The sequence below is a fragment of the Corallococcus macrosporus DSM 14697 genome, from assembly GCF_002305895.1.
Lineage (GTDB): Bacteria > Myxococcota > Myxococcia > Myxococcales > Myxococcaceae > Myxococcus > Myxococcus macrosporus.
Genome location: NZ_CP022203.1, coordinates 612247 through 637329, shown reverse-complemented (window position 1 = coordinate 637329; position 25083 = coordinate 612247). Strand labels below are relative to the sequence as shown.

At 70.5% G+C, this 25083-nt stretch carries 16 protein-coding genes; 3 read left to right on the top strand and 13 right to left on the bottom strand.

Translation table 11 applies throughout. The annotated features are described in order from the left end of the window. Positions 1-234 precede the first annotated feature (234 nt). Entirely contained in the window at positions 235-531 is a 297-nt protein-coding gene (locus MYMAC_RS02765; RefSeq protein WP_238539919.1) for a hypothetical protein, read from the top strand. Positions 532-824: 293 nt separating this feature from the next. On the opposite strand, the gene MYMAC_RS02760 is transcribed toward MYMAC_RS02765, so the two are convergent. The 4 genes from MYMAC_RS02760 to MYMAC_RS02745 all read right to left on the bottom strand — a co-directional run bounded on the left by MYMAC_RS02760 (position 825) and on the right by MYMAC_RS02745 (position 6364). Further along, positions 825-2330, bottom strand: coding sequence for a hypothetical protein (locus MYMAC_RS02760; RefSeq protein WP_204817340.1), 1506 nt, complete (start codon positions 2328-2330; stop codon positions 825-827). 137 nt (positions 2331-2467) lie between these two features. After that, on the bottom strand, positions 2468-3643 hold the full coding sequence (locus MYMAC_RS02755) for an SDR family oxidoreductase (protein WP_095956927.1): 1176 nt from the start codon (positions 3641-3643) through the stop codon (positions 2468-2470). A 46-nt stretch (positions 3644-3689) separates the two neighbouring features. Further along, positions 3690-4964, bottom strand: coding sequence for an NTP/NDP exchange transporter (locus MYMAC_RS02750; protein ID WP_095961448.1), 1275 nt, complete (start codon positions 4962-4964; stop codon positions 3690-3692). Between the two features lie 95 nt (positions 4965-5059). Further along, on the bottom strand, positions 5060-6364 hold the full coding sequence (locus MYMAC_RS02745) for a pyridoxal phosphate-dependent aminotransferase (RefSeq protein ID WP_013936326.1): 1305 nt from the start codon (positions 6362-6364) through the stop codon (positions 5060-5062). A 276-nt stretch (positions 6365-6640) separates the two neighbouring features. Between MYMAC_RS02745 and MYMAC_RS02740 the strand changes: the two genes are divergently transcribed. Beyond that, a complete protein-coding gene (locus MYMAC_RS02740) occupies positions 6641-7372 on the top strand; it encodes an AMIN-like domain-containing (lipo)protein (protein ID WP_013936327.1) in 732 nt (243 codons plus the stop codon). A 12-nt stretch (positions 7373-7384) separates the two neighbouring features. On the opposite strand, the gene MYMAC_RS02735 is transcribed toward MYMAC_RS02740, so the two are convergent. The 9 genes from MYMAC_RS02735 to MYMAC_RS02700 form a co-directional block, all read right to left on the bottom strand. Beyond that, positions 7385-9349: a 4-alpha-glucanotransferase gene (locus MYMAC_RS02735; protein ID WP_095956926.1), complete on the bottom strand. Its 1965-nt coding sequence runs from the start codon at positions 9347-9349 to the stop codon at positions 7385-7387. A gap of 84 nt (positions 9350-9433) precedes the next feature. Continuing rightward, the gene (locus MYMAC_RS02730; RefSeq protein ID WP_095956925.1) at positions 9434-12622 is read right to left on the bottom strand and encodes an efflux RND transporter permease subunit; all 3189 of its coding nucleotides are present in this window, start codon (positions 12620-12622) and stop codon (positions 9434-9436) included. 43 nt (positions 12623-12665) lie between these two features. After that, positions 12666-13916 carry an efflux RND transporter periplasmic adaptor subunit gene (locus tag MYMAC_RS02725; RefSeq protein WP_095956924.1) on the bottom strand — a complete coding sequence of 417 codons (1251 nt, stop codon included), beginning with the start codon at positions 13914-13916 and terminating at the stop codon, positions 12666-12668. Positions 13917-14072: 156 nt separating this feature from the next. Continuing rightward, positions 14073-15032, bottom strand: coding sequence for an ADYC domain-containing protein (locus MYMAC_RS02720; protein ID WP_239989301.1), 960 nt, complete (start codon positions 15030-15032; stop codon positions 14073-14075). A 188-nt stretch (positions 15033-15220) separates the two neighbouring features. Continuing rightward, on the bottom strand, positions 15221-19039 hold the full coding sequence (locus MYMAC_RS02715; protein WP_095956922.1) for an nSTAND1 domain-containing NTPase: 3819 nt from the start codon (positions 19037-19039) through the stop codon (positions 15221-15223). A 118-nt stretch (positions 19040-19157) separates the two neighbouring features. Next, positions 19158-19619: a response regulator gene (locus MYMAC_RS02710; protein WP_095956921.1), complete on the bottom strand. Its 462-nt coding sequence runs from the start codon at positions 19617-19619 to the stop codon at positions 19158-19160. Positions 19620-19779: 160 nt separating this feature from the next. After that, complete coding sequence (locus tag MYMAC_RS02705) at positions 19780-21438, bottom strand: Ig-like domain-containing protein (RefSeq protein ID WP_157757438.1); 1659 nt, start codon at positions 21436-21438, stop codon at positions 19780-19782. 67 nt (positions 21439-21505) lie between these two features. Further along, positions 21506-22099: a hypothetical protein gene (locus tag MYMAC_RS36625; RefSeq protein WP_157757437.1), complete on the bottom strand. Its 594-nt coding sequence runs from the start codon at positions 22097-22099 to the stop codon at positions 21506-21508. A gap of 568 nt (positions 22100-22667) precedes the next feature. Then, complete coding sequence (locus MYMAC_RS02700; protein ID WP_239989300.1) at positions 22668-24299, bottom strand: carboxypeptidase-like regulatory domain-containing protein; 1632 nt, start codon at positions 24297-24299, stop codon at positions 22668-22670. Positions 24300-24575: 276 nt separating this feature from the next. Here MYMAC_RS02700 and MYMAC_RS02695 point away from each other — a divergent pair, with 276 nt between their 5' ends. Next, positions 24576-25028, top strand: coding sequence for an HIT family protein (locus MYMAC_RS02695; protein WP_095956918.1), 453 nt, complete (start codon positions 24576-24578; stop codon positions 25026-25028). The last annotated feature ends 55 nt before the right edge of the window (positions 25029-25083 follow it).

Below are 25083 nucleotides of genomic sequence, written 5' to 3'. Positions count from 1 at the left end.
GCGGAAAACTCCGTCCGGGGTCTGAGCCAGTATGCCCTTGTCGCCAGTCACTGCGGCGCAGTGAACGGGGGGGGAGGACACATGTCGCACGTCGCGTATGGACCGGGCCGGGGGGCATCAGGGGGAAACACGAGGCTCGGTGCAGTGTCGCACGGCGACAAGGGGGGCAGGGCCACGGCGCAGCGGCCGGGGCGCTTTTCCCGGGGGGAGTGGCTCGAAGCCACGGGGGGAGTATTGGAAGGCATCGTCATTCCGGAGCTGGCCACCTTCGCGGGGGCGAAGCGGGCCCAGCTCGCGGTCCTGGCGCAAGCCGCCGTGACGGCAGCCATCCAAAACCAGTCGAGGGACGTAACGCGGGTGGCGTCCATGCGCCCGCAGACGTTCGGACGCGCTCAGACACAGGCACGGCTGCGGGCCCTCTCACGGCCCGCGGTGCCCTGGGACGCGGCAGTGCAGGTGAAGGGGGGGCCTCGGCTCTCCCGGGTGACGGTGCTGGGGGGCACCGGGCACGCGCACCTGAAGGGGCCGTAGCGGTGTAGGGGGAACGTGTCACACGCAGCTTCGCGGGAGGGGTCCAAGGCCCTCCGGACACACACAGGGCGGGTAGGAAGGCGTTGCCGCGGGGGCGGTGGCGTCTGTGGATGGGGGACCCGGGGTCACGCTCGTCAGAGGGGGAGAGCGAACCCGATACATGGGTCGAAATCCGGGGGGTGCTCCGAGTCCATCGGGGCATCCCCCGTTGCTTTGCGGGCTCCCCACGCGGGGCGGGCCTTGCGCGCTCCGGGCGGGCCTTGCGCCGTGCCCGGGGCACCCGGCGCCCACGCTCACTCCACCCGCAGCGCCGCCGAGCCCGTCACCGTGCGGTGCAGGGTGAGCCACAGCGCGTTGCCGGCATCATCCACGGAGGCGAAGTAGTCCACGTCCGCGGTGAGCGCCTGTCCGTCCAGGGAGACCAAGGTGGGCGGCGTGGACGCGGAGTAGCCACGCAGCACCACGACGGGGCTGGCCAGGGCGCGGCCGTTCGTCTCGAAGCGCAGCGCCGCGCGGTTGCTGGCGGCGAGCTCGGCCTCCCACGTGGCGTACACGGGGTTGTAGCCGGGGACCTCCCACACCACGGTGTCGTCCCGCCCCACGCCGCCGGGGCCCCGGTCCACCACGCGGCCCTCGGTGGCCGTCAACCGCACGCCCTGCCAAGCCTCCACCTCCTCCACCAGCCGCAGCACCGGGTTCGAGGTGTGCGTGCCCAGCACCAGGAAGACGGAGTAGCTCTGGTACGGGTAGCCGGACAGCATGGCGTCGTCGCCGTAGCGCGGGTACTCGCGGAAGCCCACCGCGCCGAAGTTGCTGCCCCACGCCATCCGGTGCGAGCGCGTGGGGCCCTCCGCGGGCAGCTCGTACTGGTTGAGCTGGTAGGTCCAGTTCCAGTCGTCGGGCATGGGGCCGTCCTCGTCCACCTGGCCCCAGGACGGGTACTGCCAGTAGCCGCCGGCGGGCTTCTGCATCCACGTCTGCGTCTGCACCACGCCCATCTCCGCGTCGGGCGACGCAATCCACATGCGGGTGTAGGGCACCACGTTGGGCTCGCGGTAGTCCCAGCCGCTCGCGCGCGTCAGCGGCCCGGGCCCGCGCGTCACGAAGCGGTAGCGGTCTCCCCAGCCCACGCCGGAGATGTCCGTGTCGCCGGCTCCGTCGAAGAGGATGTCGCCGTAGGGCGAGCGCACGTCCGCCTCGATGACGTCTGGCGGCGCACCGGACGCGTCATGGGTGATGGCGTACAACGGATGGCTCCGCCCGGTGGCGAAGAGGTAGTGCACCGTCACGTCGACGGCGTGGCCGCCCAGGTCCATGGGCCAGCGGAACTCGTGCAGCGCGTGGTGGCGGCCCTCGAAGACGGTGCGCCAGGTGCCCCGGATGCGCTCCGTCCAGTTGCCCCACGGCGGGCTGACGCGCAGGTGGCTCGTGACGATGCCCCAGCCCGGCACCATGCCGTCCGAGCCCTCACAGACGCGCGTCGCGCCCGCGACGTCGTAGGTGTAGCGGCGCAGGTAGCCGCCCGTCCATCCCCGGGGGTCCGCGGCGTCGTTGCGGACCAGGGACGCCGAGCGCGGCTTGCAGTCCGCGTCGCGCCACTCGAAGCGGTCGGTGCGGAAGCCTTCCAGGTCCACACCCCGCTCCAGCCGGAGTGGCGCGCAGTCGCCCGCGGCGGGCGGGACCTCCGGCGGCCGCACGTCCTTGCCACCGCACGCGGACAGCAAGGCGGCCAGCAGCACGGACGTGCCGCGAGCGCGGAGGAGGGGTGATACGGCGTCCTTCAGCAGGTCGGGCGTCATGATGGTGGTTCCCCCTGGCAGCCAGCAGCGCTGGCGCTCCCTTCCTGCCAAACCCATCTCCTCGCGCGCAAGGACGGAGCGTGTGGGGGCGCCTTCCGCCGCCCCCCTCCCGTCCGTCCCCGCGCTCGCCGGCCTGCTCAGCCCGCGTTGGCGGTGCCGCGCTCCTGGTGCCAGGCGGCCAGCACTTCCTTCTCGCGCTCGGCGGACAGGCCGGAGCGCGGCTTCGCCTGCCGCTCGGGCGGCAGCGTCTTGAACCAGGCCAGCGTCTCGCGAATCGTCTCCGTGGCCGGACGGAAGGTGATGCCCGCCGCCAGCGCCTTGGCGATGCTCACCTTGCCGATGCCGCCCTCCTCACCCGTGCGCGGCACCCAGGCGGGGATGTCCCCCCACGCCTCCACCTTGTGCTTCGTGAGGAAGTCGGTGTCCACCCAGGTGAAGCGCGCGTCGCTCCCCAGGGTCGTCTTGTTCGCCTCCAGGAAGTCGCGCATCAGCAGGTCCTGGCCAGGCCCCGTGGCGTTGAAGATGCCGGTGGTGTTGCGCTCCACGGAGCGGATGATGAACGCCGCCAAATCCCTCGCGTCGATGAACTGAATCGGGTCCTTCCCGTCGCCGGGCGCCAGCACCTCGCCGCCACGGGCCACGCGCAGCGGCCAGTAGGTGAAGCGGTCGGACGGGTCATCCGGCCCGACGATGAGGCCCGGCCGCACGTTGAGGACGCGCCCCGGCATGGCGGCCTCGGCGGCCTGCTCACACAGCGCCTTCAAGGCGCCGTAGTGCTTGTCCACCTCCTCCGTCGTCGCGTCGTCCACCGTGGCGACGGCGGCCGTCTCGTCCAGGCCCTGCCGCGACAGCTCCTTGTAGACGGAGATGGAGGACACGAAGGTGTAGTGCTTGACGTGGGGCGCCAGCAGCTCCGCGGAGGCGCGCACGACGCGCGGCACGTAGCCGGAGGTGTCCACCACCGCGTCCCACTGGCGGCCCTCCAGCGCCTTCAGGCCCTGGCCCTTGTTCGGGTCGCGGTCACCCGCCAGCTTCTCCACGTCCGGGAAGAGGCCGGGGTTCGTCTTCCCGCGGTTGAAGAGCGTGACGGTGTGGCCGCGCGAGCGCGCGAACTCCACCAGCGCCGGGCCCAGGAACGCCGTGCCGCCCAGGATGAGGATGCGCAGCGGCGCGGCCGGCGCGGAGGACTGAGCTCCCTGGCCCTGGGTGGACGGCGCGGCGGCGCCGGACGTGCCCGTGGTGGCGCACCCCATGGCCCAGAGCGAGCCGGCCGCGGCCGCCCCCTGAATCACACTCCTGCGAGACAGCGTCATGCGGGACTCCTCCTGCGTGGGTGGACTGACTGCGTATGGATGATGGCTAGCGCGGCTCGGGCACGGCTGGGGCCAACGTCTCCGTCTGCCGCTGAGGGTGACGCGCCAGGTACAGCGACACGCCCAGCCACAGCCCGGCCAGGGGCACCGCCGCCAGCGACAGGCCCGACATGCCCAGGCCCAGCTTCGTGAGGCCGCCCTGGAGCCAGGCGCTCACCGTGTCGCTGCCGCGGTACACCACCGTGTCGATGAAGTTCTTCGACTTGTAGCGCGCCTCGCGGTCCACGGTGGTGAAGAGCACCTCGCGCGAGGGCCGCTCCAGCGCGTAGTGGCTGGCGCCGCGCACCGCCTTGAAGACGATGAGCACGGCCAGCACCGGCATGGCGGCCAGCCCCAGGAAGCCCAGCCCCGTCACCACCGGCGCCACGGCGAGCCCCGCCGCCAATCCCAGCCGGGAGAGGACGCGCCCGGTGACGAGCGTCTGCAGCCCCAGCGTCGCGAGCTGCACGTAGAAGTCGATGTCCCCGAAGAGGGCGGTGCGGCTGGCCGCGTCATCGCCGAGCGCGGCGACGAGCCGCACCTCCTGGAAGTAGAGGAACGTGGAGGTGGCCGCGTAGAGCAGCACCTGGAGCCCCAGCGCCAGCAGGAACGGCGACGTCACGATGAGCCGCAGCCCCGCGAGCACCCCGCCCCCCACCGGGCCCTGCGCCGCCGCGGGCTGATGCTGGACGTCCTGGGCCCAGCCGCTCAGCCGGCGCACGCACTGCGCGCTCACCTCCAGCAGCACCACGGAGAGGAGGATGAGGTTCACCGGCCCCACCGGCTCGGCGAGCCGCCCCACCAGGAAGGGCCCCACCAGCATGCCCGTGGTGCCCCCCGCGGCGATGAAGCCGAAGAGCCGCTTGCCCTGTCCGCTGGCGAAGACGTCCGCCATGAAGCTCCAGAAGATGGAGACGACGAACAGGTTGTAGACGCTCAGCCAGACATAGAAGACGCGCGCCACCGTCTCCCGCGCCACGCCCAGCTTCAACAGCACGAAGAAGCCCAGCAGGTTGAGCAGGAAGAAGCGGTAGACGCGAGGAATCACCACCCGCCGGGGCCAACGCGACACCAGCGCGGAGAAGGCAGGCACCGCCGCCAGCATCACCAGGAAGGTGGCGGTGAAGAGCCAGTCCAAGCCCTTCACGCTGCCCGCCGTGCCCATCTCGTTCCGGATGGGCCGGAGGATGGCGTAGCCACACATCAGCGTGAAGAAATACAGGAACGACCAGCGGACGGCGCCGACCTCCTCGTCCCGAACGTCCACGAATCGCCTGAGCATGGTGGAATTCACGTGAGCGGCTCAACGAGGCCCCAAGAAGGGTATTCCCAGGACCTCCCTGGTGGAACGGACGCGGCGGAAAGATGTCGCAAGGATTACGCGCCGGCCGCGAGCACCTCGCGGAGCGCCGCTTCCACCCGGGGCAGCGCCTCCTCGATTTCCTTCACCGACGTGGCGCCCACCGACAGGCGGAACCAGCCCGTGTCCGCGTCCAATCCGAAGGCCTGGAAGGGCACCACGCCCAGGCTGGCCTTCTCCAAGAGGAGCTTGCGGATGTCATTGTTGGAGCGCAGGCCGCCCTTGCCCACCAGGTCGAAGCGCACCGACAGGTAGATGGCGCCCTGCGGCGCGATGTGCTCCACCGGCAGGCCCGCCTCGCGCATGCGCGTGAGCCCCTTGTGCAGGGCCTCCAGGCGCGCGGCCACCGACTCGCGCATGGCCGCCAGGAAGGACTCCGTGGCCGCGGTGTCGTCCAGGTACCGCGCCACCGCCACCTGCTCCGCCTTGGGGGCCCAGGCGCCCACGTGGCCCAGCACGTCGCGCATCCGGGAGATGAGGGTCGGCGGCCCCACGCCCCAGCCCACGCGCACGCCCGTGGCGGCGAAGGCCTTGGAGATGCCATCCACGAACACCGTGTAGGGCGCCACCTCCGGCACCAGCGCCACGGGCGTGACGTGCTTCGCCGCGCCGAAGCTCAGCACCCAGTAAATCTGGTCGTACATCAGGATGAGCGGCTTGCGGCCCTGCTTCTCGCGCTCGCGGTTCTCCGCGACGACGCGCTCGCAGATGGCGCCCAGCGCGTCCGGCTCAATCATGGTGCCGGTGGGGTTGAGCGGGCTGCACAGGCACAACAGGCGCGCGGCGCCCAGGTGCGGCGCGAGCTGCTCCACGGTGGGCATGAAGCCCCGCGCCGCGTCCGTCACCACCACCGCGCTCTTCGCGTCCATCATGTGCGCGTAGTGGTTGTTGTTCCACGAAGGCACCGGGTAGACGACCGTCTCCCCCGCGTCCAGCACGCTGCGGTAGGCGCCGTAGATGATGGGCCGCGCGCCGCCCGCGATGAGGATGCCCTCCAGCGGGTACTTCAGCCCCAGCGAGCGCTCATAGAAGCGCTGCACGGCCTGGCGGAGCTCCAGCACGCCGTCCGACGGCGGGTAGTTCGTCTCGCCCGCCTGGAGCGCGGCGGTGATGTGGTGCTTCAGCGCGTCGGGGATGGGGAACTCGCGCGGGTTGAAGTCGCCCACGGTGAGGTTGCACACCTTCTGTCCCTTGGCGACCCGCTCGCGAATCTCCGCCGCGATGCGGAGGATTTCGCTGCCGACGATGCCGCGCGCCATCGTTCCCACGGTGGCGTCGTCCTTGGAGGGACGGGGAAGAGAGGTCAGGTCGAGGGGGGCCATGCGGGGATGCTCTCCGGTTCATGCGCGTTCGGGGGCCGCGCGGACTTCATGCGGCGCGGACGATAGCCGCGGCCCCGCCGTCCTATGTCATGCATTCGTGGTGATGGAAGCCCTTCGGAGCAACCGGACCTCCGTGAAATTTTCCAGCGTTTCCGGGGCCCTCCACGGATGTTACCTTCGCCCGCTTTCCCGTCGTGACACTGGCTCCCAGGCCGCCGCTCGTGCGACACGATGGGTCCGGGTTCCAAGCTCGTGGACCCTGGCAGGAGGGAACGGATGACGCGGTCCGGACGCAGGATGTCGTCGCTGTGGTTGGCCGGGTGCCTGGCGCTCACGGGGTGCCCCAAGAAGGAGGAGCCCGCCGCGGCCTCCACCGGCGCGCAACCCCAGGCCGAGGCCCAGGCGCCGTCCGCCTCGCCGCCGCCCGGCACCATTCCGCGTGAAGGCGAGGCCGCCGCGAAGCCGCCGGTGCACACGGCCACGCAGGGGAACGAGGACGTGGCCGCCGCGGACCGCGTACCTGTTCAACAAGATGTCCCCGCGGAGGACCTCCCGCCCGAGGACGCGAAGAACCGCGAGTGGACCACCACGCCGGTGTCCCTGAAGCGGCGCCCGGCCCAGCCGGTGACGCTGCGCTCGGTGCGCGCGGGCACGCATGCGGCGTTCGACCGCGTGGTGTTCGAGTTCGACGGGCCGCAGGTGCCCGGCTACCAGCTCCAGTACGTGGACAAGCCCATCATCCAGTGCGGCTCCGGAGACGAGACGTCCCTGGCCGGCAAGGGCGCCCTCCAGGTCACCCTGTCACCCGCGCGCGGCCATGACGACCAGGGCCGCGCCACCGTGGCGACGCTGGCGATGAAGCCCAAGCTGCCCGGCCTGCTGGAGCTGGTGCGCACGTGTGACTTCGAGGCCGAGGTGACGTGGGTGCTGGGCACCCAGGCGGTCAGCGACTTCCGCGTCATGGAGCTGAAAGCGCCCTCGCGCCTCGTGGTGGACGTGAAGCACTGAGGGGCCCAGGCGTCACCCGGCCCGCAGCTCGCGGGCCAGCGCGTCCAGGCCCTCCAGCAACCCCTGATGCCGCGCGCGGGCCTCCGCGCCCTGGGCCCGCAGCGCCATGGCGAGCACGGCGGGCAGGTTCACCGCGGCGTCCGCCTTCAGCCGCTCGCGGTACTCCCGTGCCCAGTCCTGGGGCACGCGCAGGGACCAGTTGCGCTCGTCCACCGTGCCGGGCGCGTTGTACGTCTCCGGCATCCCGAGCAGGTCGGTGAAGAACATCATCACGTTGCGCGCGCGGCTGGCGAACAGGTCCGCCACCTTCGCCTGCGCCAGCCGGCCCGGACTCGCGGACAGCTCGCGCGTGAAGGCCTCTCGCTCCGAGGGCTCCGGGCACAGGCGCCAGGCCAGGTACTCCGCCTGCGCGCGCTGCGTGCCCTTCCACTGCCAGTCCGCCACCAGGCGCCACAGGGACTTCGTGTCGTGGTTGCCCACCATCACCCAGTCCTCCGGGCCCACGTTCTCGCTGCGGTACACGTCCGCCGGGTTGTCCAGGTCCGCCTTCTGCGTCACGCGGAAGCGGCCCAGGCCGTACTGCGCCAGCACGCGCTCCAGCGGGTACGGCAGCGTGCTGAGCACCTCCGCGAGCAAATCTCCCACCTGCCGTCCGTTGCGCCGGGCCGCCTCCACCACCGTGTCGAAGAGGACGCTGTAGCGGCGCACCTGCTCTGACGTGAGGTCCTTCACCCAGCGGTCCGCGTAGCGTGGCGCGGCGCGGTCCACCTGCTCCGGGTGCACCAGCGCGAAGCGCGCCAGCTCCGGGTGGTCCGGCAGGTCCGGTGACGAGAAGAGCCGCGCGCCGTGCTGCACGGACCACAGCGCGTCCGGCAGGTCCGCGCGGTACACCCACGGGCACACCAGGCCGTGCGGGTGGTCCAGCCGCAGCCCGTCGTATTCACCGAGCATCTTGTCCATGCGCGCGTTCATGAAGCGCAGCACGGGGCCGCCGCGGCTGCCGGCGTTGGCGCCGGCGTCGTCCGGCTCGAAGTACTGCTCCGGGTCCATCACCGGATAGTTCCACGGCTGGCCGTCCGGGTTCGTCCGGCTGGGCGGCGCGCCCATGAGGTAGGTGTGCAGGAAGAGGCCCTGCCAGGCCCACGCATCCCGCGGCGACAGGCCAATCTGGAGGTCGCCGTACAGCTTCAGCCGCCACGCGCCCACGCGCTCGCGCAGGCCGAGGTGCTGGGCGTGGACCAGGAACTGGCAGAAGGCATGGCGCTCCAGCGTGTCCGCGTAGCGCAGCTCCAGTTGCGTCAGGCGCGCGGCGGCCGCCGCCTCCTCCTCCGGGCGGGGATTCCACAGCCGCCCGTCCAGCGAGTCCGCCCAGCGCCGCCAGTCCGGCTCGCGCTTCTCCTCGCACAGCACGTCGAAGAGCGCGTCCCGCACCAGCCAGGCCCGGTGCTGCTGGCGGAAGGTGTCGAAGCGCGCGGCCAGCGCCCGGATGGCGGCGGTGGCGTCCGGCGCCGCGCGCTTCTGGCGGAAGGTGCGCCACGCCTCGTTCAGCAGCGCGGCCTGCGCGCGGAAGGCCTGACGGAAGCGCTCACCCGGCGGGAGTGACACGGGGCGGCTGGCGGCGAGCTCCGCCACGCGGCCCGGTGGCAGCAGCGCGCCCCAGGGCTCCGGGGACTCCAGCGGGGCGAGCGCCACGTTGAGGAGGTTTCGCGAGAAGAGCGTGCCGTCATACGGCGAGGCGTTGAACTCCGTCACCTGCCCCTGCGGCCCCAGTTGGATGCCGTTGAAGCCCAGCTCCCGGGAGAACGCGAGGAAGCGCGCCGCCCCTTCCGAGTACGGCGAGCCCCAGCCGGTGTCCTCTTCTGGAAGGCTGGGGAAGCTCGGGTCGTGGATGCTGAGCACCCAGTTGCGGACGTCGAGCGCGGCCAGGGCTTCGGTGACGAGTCGATGATGATTTTCAGGCAGCAAGGCGCGAGACATGGCGGGAGGGGCTGACCCTACGGCCCCTGGCGCGATGCGCCAACCGTCCTGTCGTGCCGTGTCCGCGACTTCGTCACCGAATCCTCAGTCGTGCCGTGCCTGAGGGACGGGCCGGGGCTCTCCTCCACCGCCGCCCGGGCCATGGGGCCGCTGTTCGGGAGGCTTCATTCGGAAGAGCTTGCGCAGCTTGCGCGTGGCCCAGGTCCGGCCCTCCACCAGGATTTCGTACACCGTGGGAATCACCAGCAGCGTCAGCAGCGTGGACGTAATCGTTCCGCCAATCACCGCGCGGCCCAGCGGCGCGCGGAAGTCGCCACCTTCTCCCGCGCCGATGGCCACCGGCACCATGCCCGCCACCAGCGCGAAGGTCGTCATGATGATGGGGCGCAGGCGGATGCGGCCCGCTTCGATGAGCGCCTCGCGCAGGGGCATGCCCTTCTCGTGCGACCACTTGGCGAAGTCGATGAGGAGGATGGCGTTCTTCGCCACGATGCCCATCAGCAGCATGATGCCGATGAGGCTCATCAGGTTCAGCGTGTCGCCGGTGAGCAGCAGCGCCAGCACCACGCCGATGAGCGACAGCGGCAACGAGATGAGGATGGCCAGCGGGTCCAGGAAGGAGCCGAACTGGATGACCAGGATGAGGTACATCAGCATCAGCGCCGTGCCCAGCGCGATGAACACGCGCATGAAGACCTCGGCCTGGTCCGCGGACTCGCCGCCCGTCGTCAGCGTGTAGCCCGGCGGCAGCTTCACGCCGTCCAGCCGCTGCTGGATGTCCGCGCCCACCTCCGACAGCGAGCGCCCCTGCACGTTCGCCTGCACGTTGATGACGCGCTCGCGGTCCAGGTGCGTCACCTGCGCCGGCCCCAGCGTCTGGCGGATGTCCGCCACCTGGCCCAGCGGCACCAGCCGGGGCGGCCCGCCCGCCGCCGCCCCCACGGAGATGGGGAGCTGCGACAAGTCATTGGGGTTGTCACGCGCCGCCGGCGCCAGCCGCACCATGACGTCCCGGGTCTCGCCAATGGGGTCCACCCAGTCGCCCACGTCCAGGCCCGCGAAGGCCGGCCGCAGCACCTGGGCCACCTGGCCCACCGTCACCCCGAGCTGGCCGGCGAGCCCGCGGTTCAGCTCCACCTCCAGCTCCGGCTTCTGCCCGCGCGTGGACAGGCCCACGTCCACCGCGCCGGACACCTGCTCCACCTCCTTCTGGACCTGCTGCGCGAGCTGCGTGAGCACCCGCTGGTCCGGGCCGCGCAGCTCGTACTGGAGCTGCTTGAAGGCCCCGCCAAAGCCCGAGGTGAAGACGGAGACGGTGGCGCCGCCGATGCGCTTCATCTCCTCGCGGAACTGGACGCCCAGGGCGTCCTGGCTCACGTCGCGCTCCGCCTTCGGTGTCAGCCGCACGTACACCAGGGCCTGGTCCACGCCCGGCGCGCTGAGCGCCAGGGGCACTCCGATGGTGGCGTAGGTGTAGTCCACCTCCGGGTGGGCTCGCAGGGCGCGCGTCACCTCGTCCACCTTGCGCCGCGTGTACTCCAGGCTGGAGCCCGGCGGCGTCTCCACCAGCAGCTCCACCTCCGCGCGGTCGCTCACCGGCACGAAGCCCGCGCCGCCCACGGTGCCCTGCAGCACCAGCGCGCCCACCAGCGAGCCCACCGCCACCAGCACCATGGCCAGCCGGTGGTCCAGCGCCCAGGCGATGACGCGCTTGTAGCCCTCCGCCTGCCGGTCGAACCACGCGTTGAAGCGGTTCAGCGCGCGGGTGATGAAGCCGGGCTTGTCCTTCTTGTGGGGCTCCGGCCAGTACGCGCTCAGCATCGGGTCCAGCGAGAAGGACACGAACAGCGACACCAGCACCGCGCAGGCAATCGTCAGGGCGAAGGGCTTGAACCACTGGCCCGCCACGCCGTACATGAAGGCCACCGGCACGAAGACGGCGACGATGGAGAAGGTGGTCGCCGACACCGCGAGGCCAATTTCGGAGGTGCCCTCGCGGGACGCCGTGTAGTGGTCCTTCCCCATCTCCACGTGGCGGACGATGTTCTCTCGCACGACGATGGCGTCGTCGATGAGGATGCCGATGGCCAGCGTCAGGCCGAGCAGCGACATGGTGTTGAGCGTGAAGCCGAAGGCCCACACGCTGATGAAGGACGCCAGCACGCTCACGGGCAGCGCGAGGCCGGTGATGACGGTGGAGCGCCACGAGTTGAGGAAGACGAAGACGACCAGCACCGTGAGCAGCGCGCCTTCCACCAGCGCGGACTGCACGTTGTGCACGGCGGACTCCACGCGGACGCCGGCGTCACGCACGATTTCCAGCTTCACGCCCGCGGGGAGCTTCTGCTGGAGGGCGTTCACCCGCTCGCGCACGGCGTCCGCGACCTCGGTGGTGCTGTAGCCCCGGGCCTTGAGCACGTCGATGCCCACCGCCTGGGCGCCGTTGAAGAGCGCCAGCGTGCGCGGCTCCTCGGCGCCGACGAAGACGTCCGCCACCTGCCCCAGGCGGATGGCCTGCCCGTTGCGCGAGGCCACCACCATGTTCCGGAAGTCCTCCACCTTCTCCAGGCGGCCCTTGAGGCGGATGGACTCCTCCGTCAGCGGCGCGTTGATGCGGCCCACCGGCGCCGCCAGGTTCTGCGCCTGGAGCGCCGCCACCACCTCCGCCACGGACAGCCCCGCGGCCTGGAGCGCCTCCGGCTTGAGCTGCACCGTCATCTCCCGCGCCACGTCCCCCACGACGTCTGCCTGGGCGACGCCGGGCACCGAGCGCAGCTCCCCCACCACCGTCGGGTCCGCCACCAGCGACAGCGCCGCCACGTCGAGCCCCTCCGACGTTAGCGTCAGCGACACGATGGGCTGGTCCGCCGGGTCGAAGCGCGTGAGGATGGGCTCCTCCATCTCCTGCGGCAGGTCCGCGCGCTTGCTGGAGATGGCGTCCCGGATGTCCTGCGACGCCTCCTGGATGTCCTTCTCGAAGTCGAAGAACACCGTGAAGGACGCCAGGCCGTCGGTGGCGATGGACGTCGTCTCCTTCGGGTCCACCCCGCTGATGGCGAAGATGGCGTCCTCGATGGGCTCGACGATTTCCCGCTCCACCGTCTCCGGTGAGGCGCCGGGATAGACGATGGTGACGCTCACCACCGGGGGCTGGACGTCGGGGAACTCGTCCGTCTCCAGGAGCCCCAGCGCGACGAGGCCGAAGACCACCAGCGCCAGCATCGAGGTGATGGTGATGATGGGACGCTTGATGGCGAAGTCGGAGATGAACACGGACGTGACTCCCGGCTTGAAGCGGTAAGGGGACGGCGCGGCCTCACGGCGTCGGAGGCGCCGCGCCCTCCTCCGGCGGTTGCGTGGACGCGGGCCGCTGCGCGGGCGGCGGCGCCTCCGAGCCGCCGACGCCGGGCCCGGGGTCCTCCACCGGCTTCGCGTCGGGCCGAGGCGGCGTCACCTTCACCCGCGCGCCCTCCGTCACCTCGTCGCGCGCCGCGCCCAGCAGCACCACGTCACCGTCCTCCAGGCCGGAGCGGACCTCCACCTGCCGCGACACGTCGTCCCGCAGGCCCAGGGTGACGTCCACCCGCTGCACCCGTCCCTGGTGGATGCGGAGCACGGCGGGCTCGGTGCCGGTGTCGTCGATGGCGTCGATGGGCACCGCGAGCGTCCGCGCGCCCTTCGAGGCCACGCGCCCCTCCGCGAAGAGGCCGGCCAGCAACTGGAGGTCCGTGTTGGGGATGGCCACGTAGAGGCGCACCTGGCCGGTGGCCGGGTCCACCACCGGGTTGATGCGCTCCACGGTGCCGCGGAAGGCGCGGTCCCCGTAGCCCGTCACCTGGAACTCCACCGGCGTGTCCACCCGCACCTGTTCGAGCTGCGCGGCGGGCACCGAGGCCTCCAGACGCAGCGTGCGCGGGTCCACCACCGTGAAGAGCGGCGCGCCAGGCTGCACGACGTCGCCCGCGCTGGCCTGCCGCTCACTCACCACGCCCGCGAAGGGCGCGGTGACTCGCGCGCGGTTGAGCTGTTCCCGCGCCAGCGCGTGGCGCGAGCGCGCCTCCGCGAGCTGCCCCCTGGCCTGCTCCATGGCGAGCTCCGCCCGCTCGAAGTCGCGCTGGGTGATGACGCCCGCCTTGGACAGCCGCGCGGCCCGCTCCTGCTCGGCCTCGGCCACCTGGAGCGCGCTGCGGGCCGTGCGGACCGCCGCCGACGCGGCGATGAGCTGGTCCTTCAACGTGACGTCCTCGATGCGCGCCAGCTCCTCGCCCTTCTTCACCACCTGCCCCTGCTGGGCCTTGATGTCGAGGATGGTGCCGCCCACCTCCGCGCGGACCGCCGCCGCCGTGCGCGCCTGCAAGGTGCCGGAGACGCCGGGGCCGGAGCGGAGCTGTTGCACCTCGGCGCGGGCCACGTTCTCCTCGCCGAGCGTCAGCTCCAGTTCTTGCTGCTCCTGCTCGGGCGCGGGCGGTGCGTCCTCCCCCTCGCGGCACCCGGGCAGGACACACAGGCCCACCAGAATTCCCGCTGACGCTCCGCCGAAGGCCTGCCGTATTCGAGCCCGTCTCACAGCGCATCTCCCATCCCCGCCCCCCACGGCGAGCCGGCTAACCATGGTGTCGGCCCCCTGCCTCCGGTAGCCGTTGACGACGGCGTCCAGCGCCAGCAAGCAGGGCGGGCAGACGTCCCGCCGAGCCGCTTCAGGCACGGACGGAAACCCCGGCGCCTACTGCGCGGGAGGGACCTCGCTCATGATGAGCGTGCCGGCCTGGAAGTGGGCCTGCTTGCCGCAGTCGCCGCGCTGCGGCTGCTCCGGGCAGCTCACCGCCTGCGCCGCGCGCGTCGTCTGCGTGAAGCAGCGCGCGCCGTCGGCGTCCCACTCGGCCTCGTGCAGCCACGCCTCCGTGTCCGCCTGCACGTCCACCGCGTCGTGGAGGTTCACCCACTGGCCATCCGTGGTGTGCGACGTGCCGTCGCCACAGAAGTCCGCGCGCACCATCCGCGTGCACGCCTGGTGGTGGTCCGCCAGGCTCAGGCCGTCCGCCGTGGTGGCCCAGGGGCGGTAGCCGAAGCGCACGCACTTGGCGATGGCCGCGCCCTCGCAGGCAAAGGTGAAGCGCGCGGCGTCATCCACCTTGGCGCCGCCGCCCGGCACGCCCTGGCGGTAGTCCCAGCGGCCCGCGACGGGGATGGCGTCCAGCGCGGAGCCGTCCTCCGCGGCGCACGCCGGCTTCCAGAGGGCCTCGGCCACGTCGTAGTAGGAGACGCGGTACGCCCAGACGTCCGCGTCCGCGCCGGTGCCCGGCGCGATGCCGTCCACGCGCAGCTCCACGGTGTCGCCACTGCCCAGGTTGCCGGTGAAGCGCGCGCCCAGGAAGGCCTGGCCCGACACCGGGCCGCTGGCCGCGACGCCGTGGAAGACGCTGCCCTCCAGCCGCACCGCGTCCAGCGTCTCCTCCGCGAGGCGGGCGCCCGCCAGGTCCACGGACACGAGCAACTGTCCCAGCTCGGGGGTGTTGAGGTTGCGGCCATTCAGGTTGCGTCCGTTCAGGTTGCGTCCGTTCGGTGCCACCAGCTCCGCCACGCCCGAGCGCAGCGCCGGCTCCGACTCCGTCGCATCCCCCGCACAACCCACCATCCCCACGGCGATGCCCACCGCCGCCACCGTCTGCTTCCACGCGCCCATCACCCACCGCCTTCCCGGCCCGACGACGGAGTCAATGTCCGCAGCGGCCCCCCGCCCAGCAACTCGCCCGAGTACCCGCAGGCACTTGCTTCGTCCACTGCGCATCACCTGCCCAGGACGCCAGGGCGGACACGGGGTTCCTCCGTCCGGTAGCGCGCGGAGCGGATGTAGGGCAAGCAGGCAGGCGCTCAGTGCGGGGCTGGCGCCACGTCCGCGCACACCCGCATGCCCACCGTCACGTCGCGCAGGGAGGGCTCCGGCAGCTCGCGATTGGAGGCGCGCGCCGACGTCGCCGCGAAGGCGAAGCTGCCTCCGCGCGCCACGGCCTTGCCCGGCTCCAGCCAGGAGCGGGTCCACTCCCACACGTTGCCGGACATGTCGTCCACGCCGAAGGGACTGCGTGACGCGGGGTGACTGCCCACCTCGTCGGGGCCGAAGCCTCCGGGCTGCTTGCCGTAGGTGGTGTCGATGTTGGCGTCGTCGGGCGCCAGGCTGTCGCCGTGGGGGTACTCGCGCCCATCCACGCCCCGCGCCGCGCGCTCCCACTCCAGCTCCGAGCAGAGCCGCGCGCCGGGCACGCGCCCGCTCTCCGACAGCCACGCGGCATAGGCCTCCGCGTCCGCGAAGGTGATGCCGCTGACGGGGAAGCGCAGCCAGTCCTGCTCCGCGCGCAGGGCCCGTCGCGCATAGCGCAGCGGCTCCCCGGCCCGAGCCACATAGAGTGCGTTGCCCGGCTGGAAGCGCAGGCGCCAGACGCCGTCCACCTGCGCCAGCGAGAGCAGCCCCGCGTAGCCGCCCATGCCCACGCGCGGCAGCCGCTGCGCGCGCCGCTCCGGTGGCAGCGCCTCCACGAAGGCCAGCCAGTCGGCGTACGTCACCTCGTGCCGGGCCATGAGGAAGCCGGGCACGTCCACCGGATGCAGGGGCACGGCGTTGAAGAAATCGCGCACGCTGGCCTCGGCCGCGCTGCCGAACTTCACCTCGCCCGGCGGGACGAAGACGAAGCCCTCCGGCACGCTGCCCACGCGCAGCAGCGGCACGTCCAGCCGCCGTGACTCGCCTCGCCGCAGCAACACCCACTGCACCACCGGCTCGTAGCCGAGCGAGCGCGCGGACACCTGGTATGTGCCCGGCGGCACCGGCGCGTCCCGCCAGCGTCCCGGGTCCACGGGCAGGGGCTCTCCCAGTTGGTACCGGCCCTGCCCGTCGCGCGTCAGCGGGCGCAGCTCCACCTCCGCGCCGGGCACCGGTGTCTCCAGCGTGAGGCGGGCCTCGGCGTTCCAGCGCTGCCAGCGCGTGCCCGCCGTGTCGTAGAGCCGCAGGCGCTGGAGCAGCGCGGGCAGCGCCGAGGCGTCCTCGTCCTGCTCGGCCCACAGGGCGCGCTCGTAGAGGAAGTCCGCCAGCGCCTCGCGCACGTCGGCCCGGCCCGGCGCCAACGCCAGCGCGCGCTCCAGCCGGCCCGCCACCTCGTCGAAGCGGACTCGCACCACGCCCGCTTGCGCGCCGGCCTGGTGCCAGTGCCGGTCCGCGTCGGCACGGCGGCCGGTGTCGTAGAGGCGGAAGGCCTCGGCGCGCTCGGCGCCGAGCGCGCCCCAGTCCTGGCGCACGGCGCTCAGGCCGCGCGCCGCCTGGGACAGCTCGTCGCGCACCTGCCGGTCCAGGCTCCAACGCTCGCGCAGCTTGAGGCCGCCGTAGACGAGCCCCAGCGACACCACGAAGCCCACCACCAGCGCCTGCCGCGTCCGCCGGCTGCGCACCATGGTGCGGCGCGAGGCCTTCAGGAAGTCGCGCTCGCGGCGGGTGAGCTCCCCGGCGTCGAGCACCTTCGTCTCCTCGAGCTGACGCGGGCCCCACAGGGCCTCGCTCGGGAAGCCCAGCTTCTCCCAGTGCGCCGCGGCGGCCTCCAGCCGGGCCTGGACCGCGCGGCGCTCGGCGGCCTCGGCCAGCCAGCGCGCCAGCGTGCCCCAGCCGGAGAGCAGCGCCTCATGGGCGAGCTCATAGGACGTGCCCTCCTGGGCCTCGCGCGCCACCAGCAGGCGCGCGTGCACCAGCGCCTCCAGCGCGGCGCGGTAGCGCGAGTCGTCGCCCACCAGCTCGCGGTCCGTCTTCCGCGCGCGCGTGCCATCCACCGTCACGAGCCGCAGCAGCACGCCGCGAGCCGCCACCCGCTGGTCCGGCAGCAGCCGGGCCACCGTGGCATCCGCGTGCCGCGCGAGCGCGCCCGCCACGCCGCCCAGCGAGTCCAGCACGGCCTGCGTCATGACGCCGGCCGTCGCGTCGCGGGCCTCCCACAGCTCCGCCAGCGCGAACTGGAGCACCGGCAGCCCACCCTCCGCCGCGGACAGGGAGGAGGTGACGAGCGCGTCCACCAGCGCGTCGGATTCGAAGCGCACGCCCTTCACGCGCGCGGGGCCTGTCACCGCCTCCCGCGTCTCCTCGGGGGACATGGCGCGCAGCAGGTACAGCGCGCGCGGCACCTCGGGGCCCAGCCCTGGCACCGCGGACAGGCGGGTGAGGAAGTCGCTCCGGCCCGTGGCGAGCAGCCGGACGCCGCTGGCCCCCTCCGCGAGCGCGCCCAACGCCTGCCCCGCGAGCTCAGCTTCGGCGGGAGGCGCCAGGGTCACCAGTTCCTCGAGCTGATCCACGTAGACGAGCAGCCCCTCCTGGGCGCCCAGCTTCGCGCGGAGCCGGCGCACCAGGGACGTGGGCTCGGCGCGCAGGGCCTCGGCCAGGGTGTCCTCGTCCGTTCCCAGGACGGGCGCGAGCGCCTCCACCAGGGCCGACAGGGGTCTGCGGCCCGGTACCAGCCGCACGGTGCGCCAGCGGCGGCCATCCTCCAGCGCGCCTTCCGTGACGGCGGGGAGCAAGCCGGCGAGGCACAGCGAGGACTTGCCCACGCCCGAGTCGCCGGTGATGAGCAGGAAGGGCTCCGAGCGCATCCGCTCCAACACGGCGCGCTGCTCGCGGCGGCGGCCGAAGAAGACGGCGCGGTGCTCGGCCTCGAAGGCCTGCAGGCCCCGGTAGGGGTTGCCCTCGGGCACGGCCTGGACGACGTCGTCGCGCGACAGGGTCTCCAGCGCCTCGAGGAGCTGTGCGGCGGTGGCGTACCGCGCTGAGGGCTCGCGTCGCAGGCACTTGTCGATGACGGCCGCGAAGGCGGCGTCCACGCCGGGCGCGGCCTGGTTCAGTGGGGTCGCGTCCCGGTTGCGCACGCGCTCCGGCAGCTCGCGCCACGGCACATCTCGGAAGGGGCCCTTGCCCGCGCACAGCTCGAACAGGACGACGCCCAGCGAGTACACGTCACTGCGCGCCGTCAGCGCCTCGCCCGCCCAGGCCTCCGGGGACATGTAATAGGGCGTGCCCACCAGCGAGCCGCGCGGCAGCGAGGGGAGGAAGACGCCGTCGAGCGAGCGCGCGCCGAGGTTGGGGCTGGCCTCCGGGTCCAGGTCCGGAGGCAGCTCCGGCGGCGGAGCCCCCGCCGCGGGCGCGGCGTCCATCGCCCCCGCGGCCCGGTCCAGGAGCTTCGCGAGGCCGAAGTCGAGCAGCTTCACCTCGCCGGCCTCGGTGAGCACGGCGTTGCCGGGCTTGATGTCCCGGTGCAGCACCCCGCGACGGTGCGCGGCGCTCAGGCCCCGCGCCAGGTCCTTCCCCATGGCCAGCACCCGCTCCCAGGGCTGGGGCTTGGGCAGCCGGTCCAGGCTCATCCCCCGGATGAACTCGGAGACGAGGTAGGGCTGCTCCTCCAGTTGTCCCACCCGGTAGAGGGTGACGACATTGGGGTGCTGGATGCGCGCGGCCGCCCGGGCCTCCACCAGGAACCGCGCCAGGGCGTTGGGCCCCAGCGCGGGGATGAACTTCACCGCGACGGGGCGCTCGAGCAGCGTGTCATGGGCCAGGAACACCCGCCCCGTGCGCCCACGCCCGATGGCCCGCACGAGGCGGTACTCGTCGAACTCCTGGGGAGGAGTCCACGCATCAGGAGGCGGCGAGGCGGCCGGAGAGCCCACACCCGGTGCCTACGCATCCGTCCGCCAGGGGTCAACTGCACGGGCCACGAGGGAGAGGACTCCCCGACGCCAGGGCCCCGGAGTGTCCGTTGCCGAGCAGTGGAAATGTCGTGGGGCGTCAGCCGCCCCGGACCTTCCCTTTACTCGGCTTGAGCATGTTCCGGATCTTGTTCTCCAGGTCCTGCGGCAGGCAGGGCTTGGCGACGAACTCGTCCGCGCCGGCGTCCATGGCGTGCTCGGCGTTCCCCGCGAGCACATGGCCGGTGAGGGCCATGACGGGGATGTCCCGGGTGCGCGAGTCCTGCTTGATGCGCCGCGTCGCCTCCCAGCCATCCATGATGGGGAGGGACAGGTCCATCAGGATGATGTCGGGCTCGCCCTCGCTGGCCTTCTCCACCGCCTCCATGCCGTTGCGGGCGGTGTCCACCTCGAAGCCAACGAATTCAAGGTATTCGGCGTACATCTCCCGGGCATCGTCGAAGTCGTCCACCACGAGCACACGCTTCTTGTTCCCCCCCGCCGCGGGCTCCGTGGCGGTTGGCATGTCCTCTGCCGGGATGGTCCTCGCCGTGCTCTTCATGGAACCGACGCCTCTCAGGTTGGAACGGGCGTTGAGCAATCTATACACGCCCCTCCCGACGTGCCCACCCCACCCCGCTCTTCAACGAACGCGGACCGGAGTGCCAGGCCCGTGTTCAGTGGAGGACAGGTGGGGCGGGCGGTGGGGTGTCGGTGGGTGCTCAGTTGTTGGGGCGGTAGACGTAGAGGTGCGTGCGGTTGAAATCGCCAGCAATCGCCTCGATGCGGGCCAGTATGGGCTCGCCCAGGTCATTCATCGCCAAGCGGCTGTACTGGGGCACTCCGTCCGGTCGGGGGCGCAGCAAACCACCTACGGGCTTCCAGGCCGCACCATCCCAGCGCTGTACGTACGAAAGCGCAGGTCCGTCAGCGAGCTCTGGCTCGACAAGCAGGGCCACCATGTTGCCCTGCTTGTCGATACGAAGCTGCGAGACGCCAGTATCGGTTCTCCCTGGGAAAAGCCCACCGACAACATGACTCCCCATCCGCACCCAAGAACTCCCGTCGAACCGAAAGGCCAGCACATCCAGCGCGCCGTCTGAGTTCAGGGACGCGCCTACTCGAATCAGGCTATCGGAGCCATCCAGCGCAGTGGCACGAGGCAATCCAGTCAAGGGAGGGGCCTGAGTGTCCCACCCGGTCCCATTCCACCGCTGAATGTAGACCTGCGTATTCTGGTCTGGACCCGTTTCACCCCAAAGAACGACAGGACGACCCGCCGTATCCAGCATCAATGACAGCCCATTCACGGACCACGTTGGATTGACCTTGAGCGCGCCCCCCAGGACCGCCCAGGCAGATCCATTCCACTGCCAGACACTCACCTGAGACTGCCCTCCCCAGTATTCACGAAACGCCATCACCATGGCGCCGTCTGCATTCGCTTCAAACGCAAAAGAACCAACACCTGCCGATTCCATCAGCGGATTCACGGGCGCACCTACAGCAGTCCATGCACCATTCTCCCATCGGCGGACATGCGCCGAAACCGGGCTCCCCGATACACTTTGGAGCCAGGCAACAAGCGGAGCGCGGCCGTCAGGAGTCTTGAGGATGGAATTAGCAATATAAGCGCCATATTCTGATTCTCCTAGAACCTCGCCCATTGGCTGCCAGGAGCTTCCATCCCAACGCTTGACATAGACCCCCAACAGTTCGCGCACGGAGCCATTGACATAAGCGACAACCGGTTGGTCATCCGCATCAACCGACAGGGAGACGAACCTTGCGGTCTCATATTCCTCGGGCGCTCTCGAAACAGCGCCCCCGAGGGGCAGGTATCCAGGAGCCGTCCACTCCCATGCCTCGGCGGGCTGAACCACTGCGTTCCCTGCGAGGTCCGTCAAAGAGGTGGCGAACTCCACGCTCACGACGGTGTCCACCGGAAGCGCTCCCTCCACGATCAATTCCAGAGAAGCACCATCTGGAGAAAGGCGTGGTACGGCGGCAATCTCCGCGCCGTCAGACAAGAGCGCGACGGACTCGGACGTCACTGTTCCTGGCTCAAGTGCCTCTGAGAAGACAGCTTGAATGGGCTGCCACACCGAAACAGAGCGTGTTCCCGGCAGAGGCATTTGCTGAACCAGTCGTGGCGCTGTCCGATCGACAACGAGCGACCTTGCCTCACTTACAAACGTGCGTCCCCCCATGGCCGCCTTCACAGCGAAAGTATGCGTTCCCTCGTCAAGGGCAGATGTGCTCCAACGCAGTTCATACGGCGGCGCGAGTTGGGCAACCACGACTCCGTTGACGAGCAACTCCACCGTATCCGGAGCACCTGCACTCACGGACGCACGGACCACGACATCACTGTTGGTCACGGTCCGAGACAACGCCAATGACACCGTAGGATTCGGCGTGCCCGAATCGGGATGCTCGGGGACGGCCTCAACTTCCGGCACGTTGATGCAGGCCCAAAGCAAGGAACAGAACCACACTGACAGAAGTCGGATGAGTCTCATATAGCTGGTTTCGAGTGCAGCAGTCGCTCCCAGGAAAAGTGGACTTCACTGCCGCACAAAGCCTGGATATTCGATGACTTACAGGGAGGGAGCAGCCCGCTCCAACCCGAGGCGCGCCACGCCTTGGACGCTGGGTCCGGATAGATGGACTCCTCGTCCGAATGGCCATGAAGCAATAGGCGCCCTGTGTAAAGTGCGAGTGGGTGCGCTTCTTGGCGGTGTTGACCTTCAGGTACTTGTCGTAGCCGAGCGACTCGCCGGCCGCGCCCAGCAGCGTCAGCAGCGCCTGGGCGAAGGCGGAGATGAGCAGCAGTTTGTCACGCCGCTCGGGCGTGCCGACGCGCACCTGCTTCAAGCCCATGCCGAATTTCAGGTCCTTCACATCGCGAATCGTCTCCTCCGTCGCGAAGTGGCGGCCGTACACGTCCATGACTTCCTGGGCGGTGCCCTCCTCGAAACTCGTCGCCAGGCACCACGCCTCCTTCATCCCCTTGCGCCGCACGCACACCACCGCGTTCACTGGCCTCTTCGCCGCCGTTACCCGGGCTCCTTTCAGGAGCTTCGTCGACGTCCGTCCAGTCCAGCGCGATGACGGCCTCCTGGCGCTGGGCCAGCACGAAGCGCACCCAGGCGGGAAAGAGTTTCTCGAGTTCGACGCCCCCATTGGAGAGCAGCCGATCCACTTGCTTCACGGCGTGCTTGGGGCTGACGCCCTCACCACGCGCCCACGCCATGGCCTTGCCGATGGCGGCCACAGACAGGGAGGTGGCCTGCACCGCACCCAGCGTCGCGTGCGTGAGGGAGACGATGCGTTTGACGTGCAAGTCGTCCTCGGACACCTCGGCGAGCAACTTTCGGACCCACTCCTCGCCGATAGTCAGTTTGCGCCCCCCATGGTGGCCCACGGCCCTGTCCGAGCGCCGTCGTCTTCCCACGCAGCGGCCTACCGGGCGTCTGCTGCTCAACTCGCTAAACCTCAGCCGTGCACCTCATGCGTCGAAACAAGACACCCTCGTGGGGAGTATCCCACGAGGGTGTCTGTCCAATCCCAGGTATCTAGCGAAACAAACGTACCTGCGAACTCACGGCTAAGGGGCAGCCGGATGCACGCCAATTCCCATCATCGCGACATCCGTCGTAAGAGGCTGACCCCAGATGTTCTCGTAGGTACCGACGGCCCCACGACGGGCAAGATTCGAGAAGCCCACCGTAATTTCGGTTCCGAGCAGATTGGGATTGTTCGGTCCGGGATAGGCGAAACGGAACCGGGAGGTGTATCCCGACTTGGTGACTGGGAACACGGGGTTTTCGATAGGCGTGGTCGTGTGCAGCGGGGCCACCGGTTCATCCTCAGTCAGGTCGAACCCAGTCAAGAATCCCTTTTCACCCACCGCGTCACCAAGCATGCCGCTGTTGTTCAAGTCGATGTTGAAGAAGACCTGAACGCGGTGCCCGCTCGTGACTTTGCTCGCAATCGGATGCGTGAAGTAAACGTAGACGTTCTCCCCGAGATTCAACTGGCCCGAGGTCGGGAGCGTCGTGGACGTTTCATGGTACCGGGACTCCGCGATGGCCGTCGCCTGAGCAGGACCGGTCGCGGCCCCCGCGAAGAAGTAACCCACGGCGCTGTAGAGCGAGCCGCCCTCAGCGGACACCGCGCGCAGGTCCAGGTTGTACTCTTCGCCATCCACGGTGACGCCGGGGTTGATGGTCGCGCTGTAGCCACCGTTGTTCACCGTCGCCGTCACGCCCAGTGATTCCCGTGCATCCTCATTGGTCATGCGCACGAGCAGCGACCCCTGCTGGATCGGCTGGTTGAAGTACACGTGGATGGGCTCACCCACGCGGACCAGGTTGCGCAGCGGGTGCATGTCAGCGGCGGCGCCCCGCAGGCTGGCCACGTTGCTGCTCTCGATGCTCAGCGGCACGTTCTGCGGGCGCGAGTACGGCAGGCTGATGAGCCGGGTGGTGCTGTTGTTCACCATCTCCGTGCCCGTGTACGAGCTGACATAGCCGCCCGTCTCCGGGATGCCGTCGCCGTTGCTGTCCATGGGCGACACCCACAGCTTGAACTGGCCACTGCCATTGCGCAGGCGCGCCATCTCCGACGCGCTGGGGATGCCCGTGAAGGTCACCAGGCCCTGCTCGTTCGCGGTGGCCTCCACCACGACGGAGCTCACCGCCGTCCCCGTGCTCGTGGAGGGGACATCGCCAGCGGAGATGGAGCCCGCCGGCGTGGCCTCCAGCGTCGCCCGGGCGCCCGCGGCGGGACGGCCCTGCGGCGTCACCACCAGGAAGTTCAACGTGCCATTCAGGCGCGCCAGCGTGATGGGACCGAAGCTCGCGTTGCCGTTGTTGATGGGGACATTGCCCGCCGACGAGGGAACCTGCGCCGTCGCGCGCAGCGTGGCATAGCCCGCCATGGAGAAGGTCAGCAGCACGTTCGAGCCGGCCGGCACGTTCGTGTAGGTGAAGTTGCCCTTGTCATCCGTGGAGGCCGACACCGCCTCCGCCGAGCTGCCGATGGTCATCTCCACCGTGACCCCGCCCAACGGCCGCAGGTCCGTGCTCAGCACCTGGCCGGACACCGTGCCCTTGGGATTGGCCGGCGTCACCACCGTGACGCTGTCCGGCTCGCGCACGCCGTCCGCGATTCCATCTCCATCCGCGTCGACCAGGTCGTCTCCGCAGCCGAACGCCAGGAACGGAACCACGGCCATTACCAGATGCTTCTTCATCATCCCCACCTTGAAAGAAAAGTCCCCAAGTATCACTGCCCCAACACTTCATGAGGCGCCCGCAGGACACTCTCCGACAGTTGCCCGTTCCGTCAAGAAGCCCCCCTTGATTCCGTGCGTGTTCTCACCCGCCGAGACACCGTAGCCGGGTGTGTCACGGATCACTCGGAGAACCCCTTATGCCCTCATAGGCATGAGTCACCTCTGACCCGACTTCGTGACCCACCCTGCTTCGTCACAGGCTGCTAGCGTGTGCCCATGTCGGATGTCTTGGATGTGAATGCCCCATGTCTCGGCTGCGGCATCGTGCGCGGCGCGACGCGGCCGGTGGGAGGCGTCATCGCGCGCGCGCCGGGGCTGGTGCTGCATGGCGTGGCCGGCCCCAGCCCCGTCCCCGGCTGGGTCGTCATCTCCAGTGCCCAGCATGTGCGCGCCTGGTATGACCTGGAGCCGGACGCCGCGAGCGAGCTGGGCCCCTTCGCCGCCCGGGTGATGCGCGCCCAGCGCGAGGTGCTGGGCGCCGAGCACGCCTACGCCTTCGCCATTGGCGACGTGCTGCGCCACTTCCACCTGCACCTCATCCCCCGTTATCCCCAGACGCCGCAGCGCCTCTGGGGCCGGGCCGCCTTCGACGCGCCCCCCGCAGACCACCTGCCCGCGCCAGCGTTGGAGGCCGCGGCCCAGGCGCTCTCCGCCGCGCTGGCGGGATGAAGCGCGGGCCTGAGTCCGCCCTTGCGTGATAGAGACAGCGGCCTCCCTCCCGTCG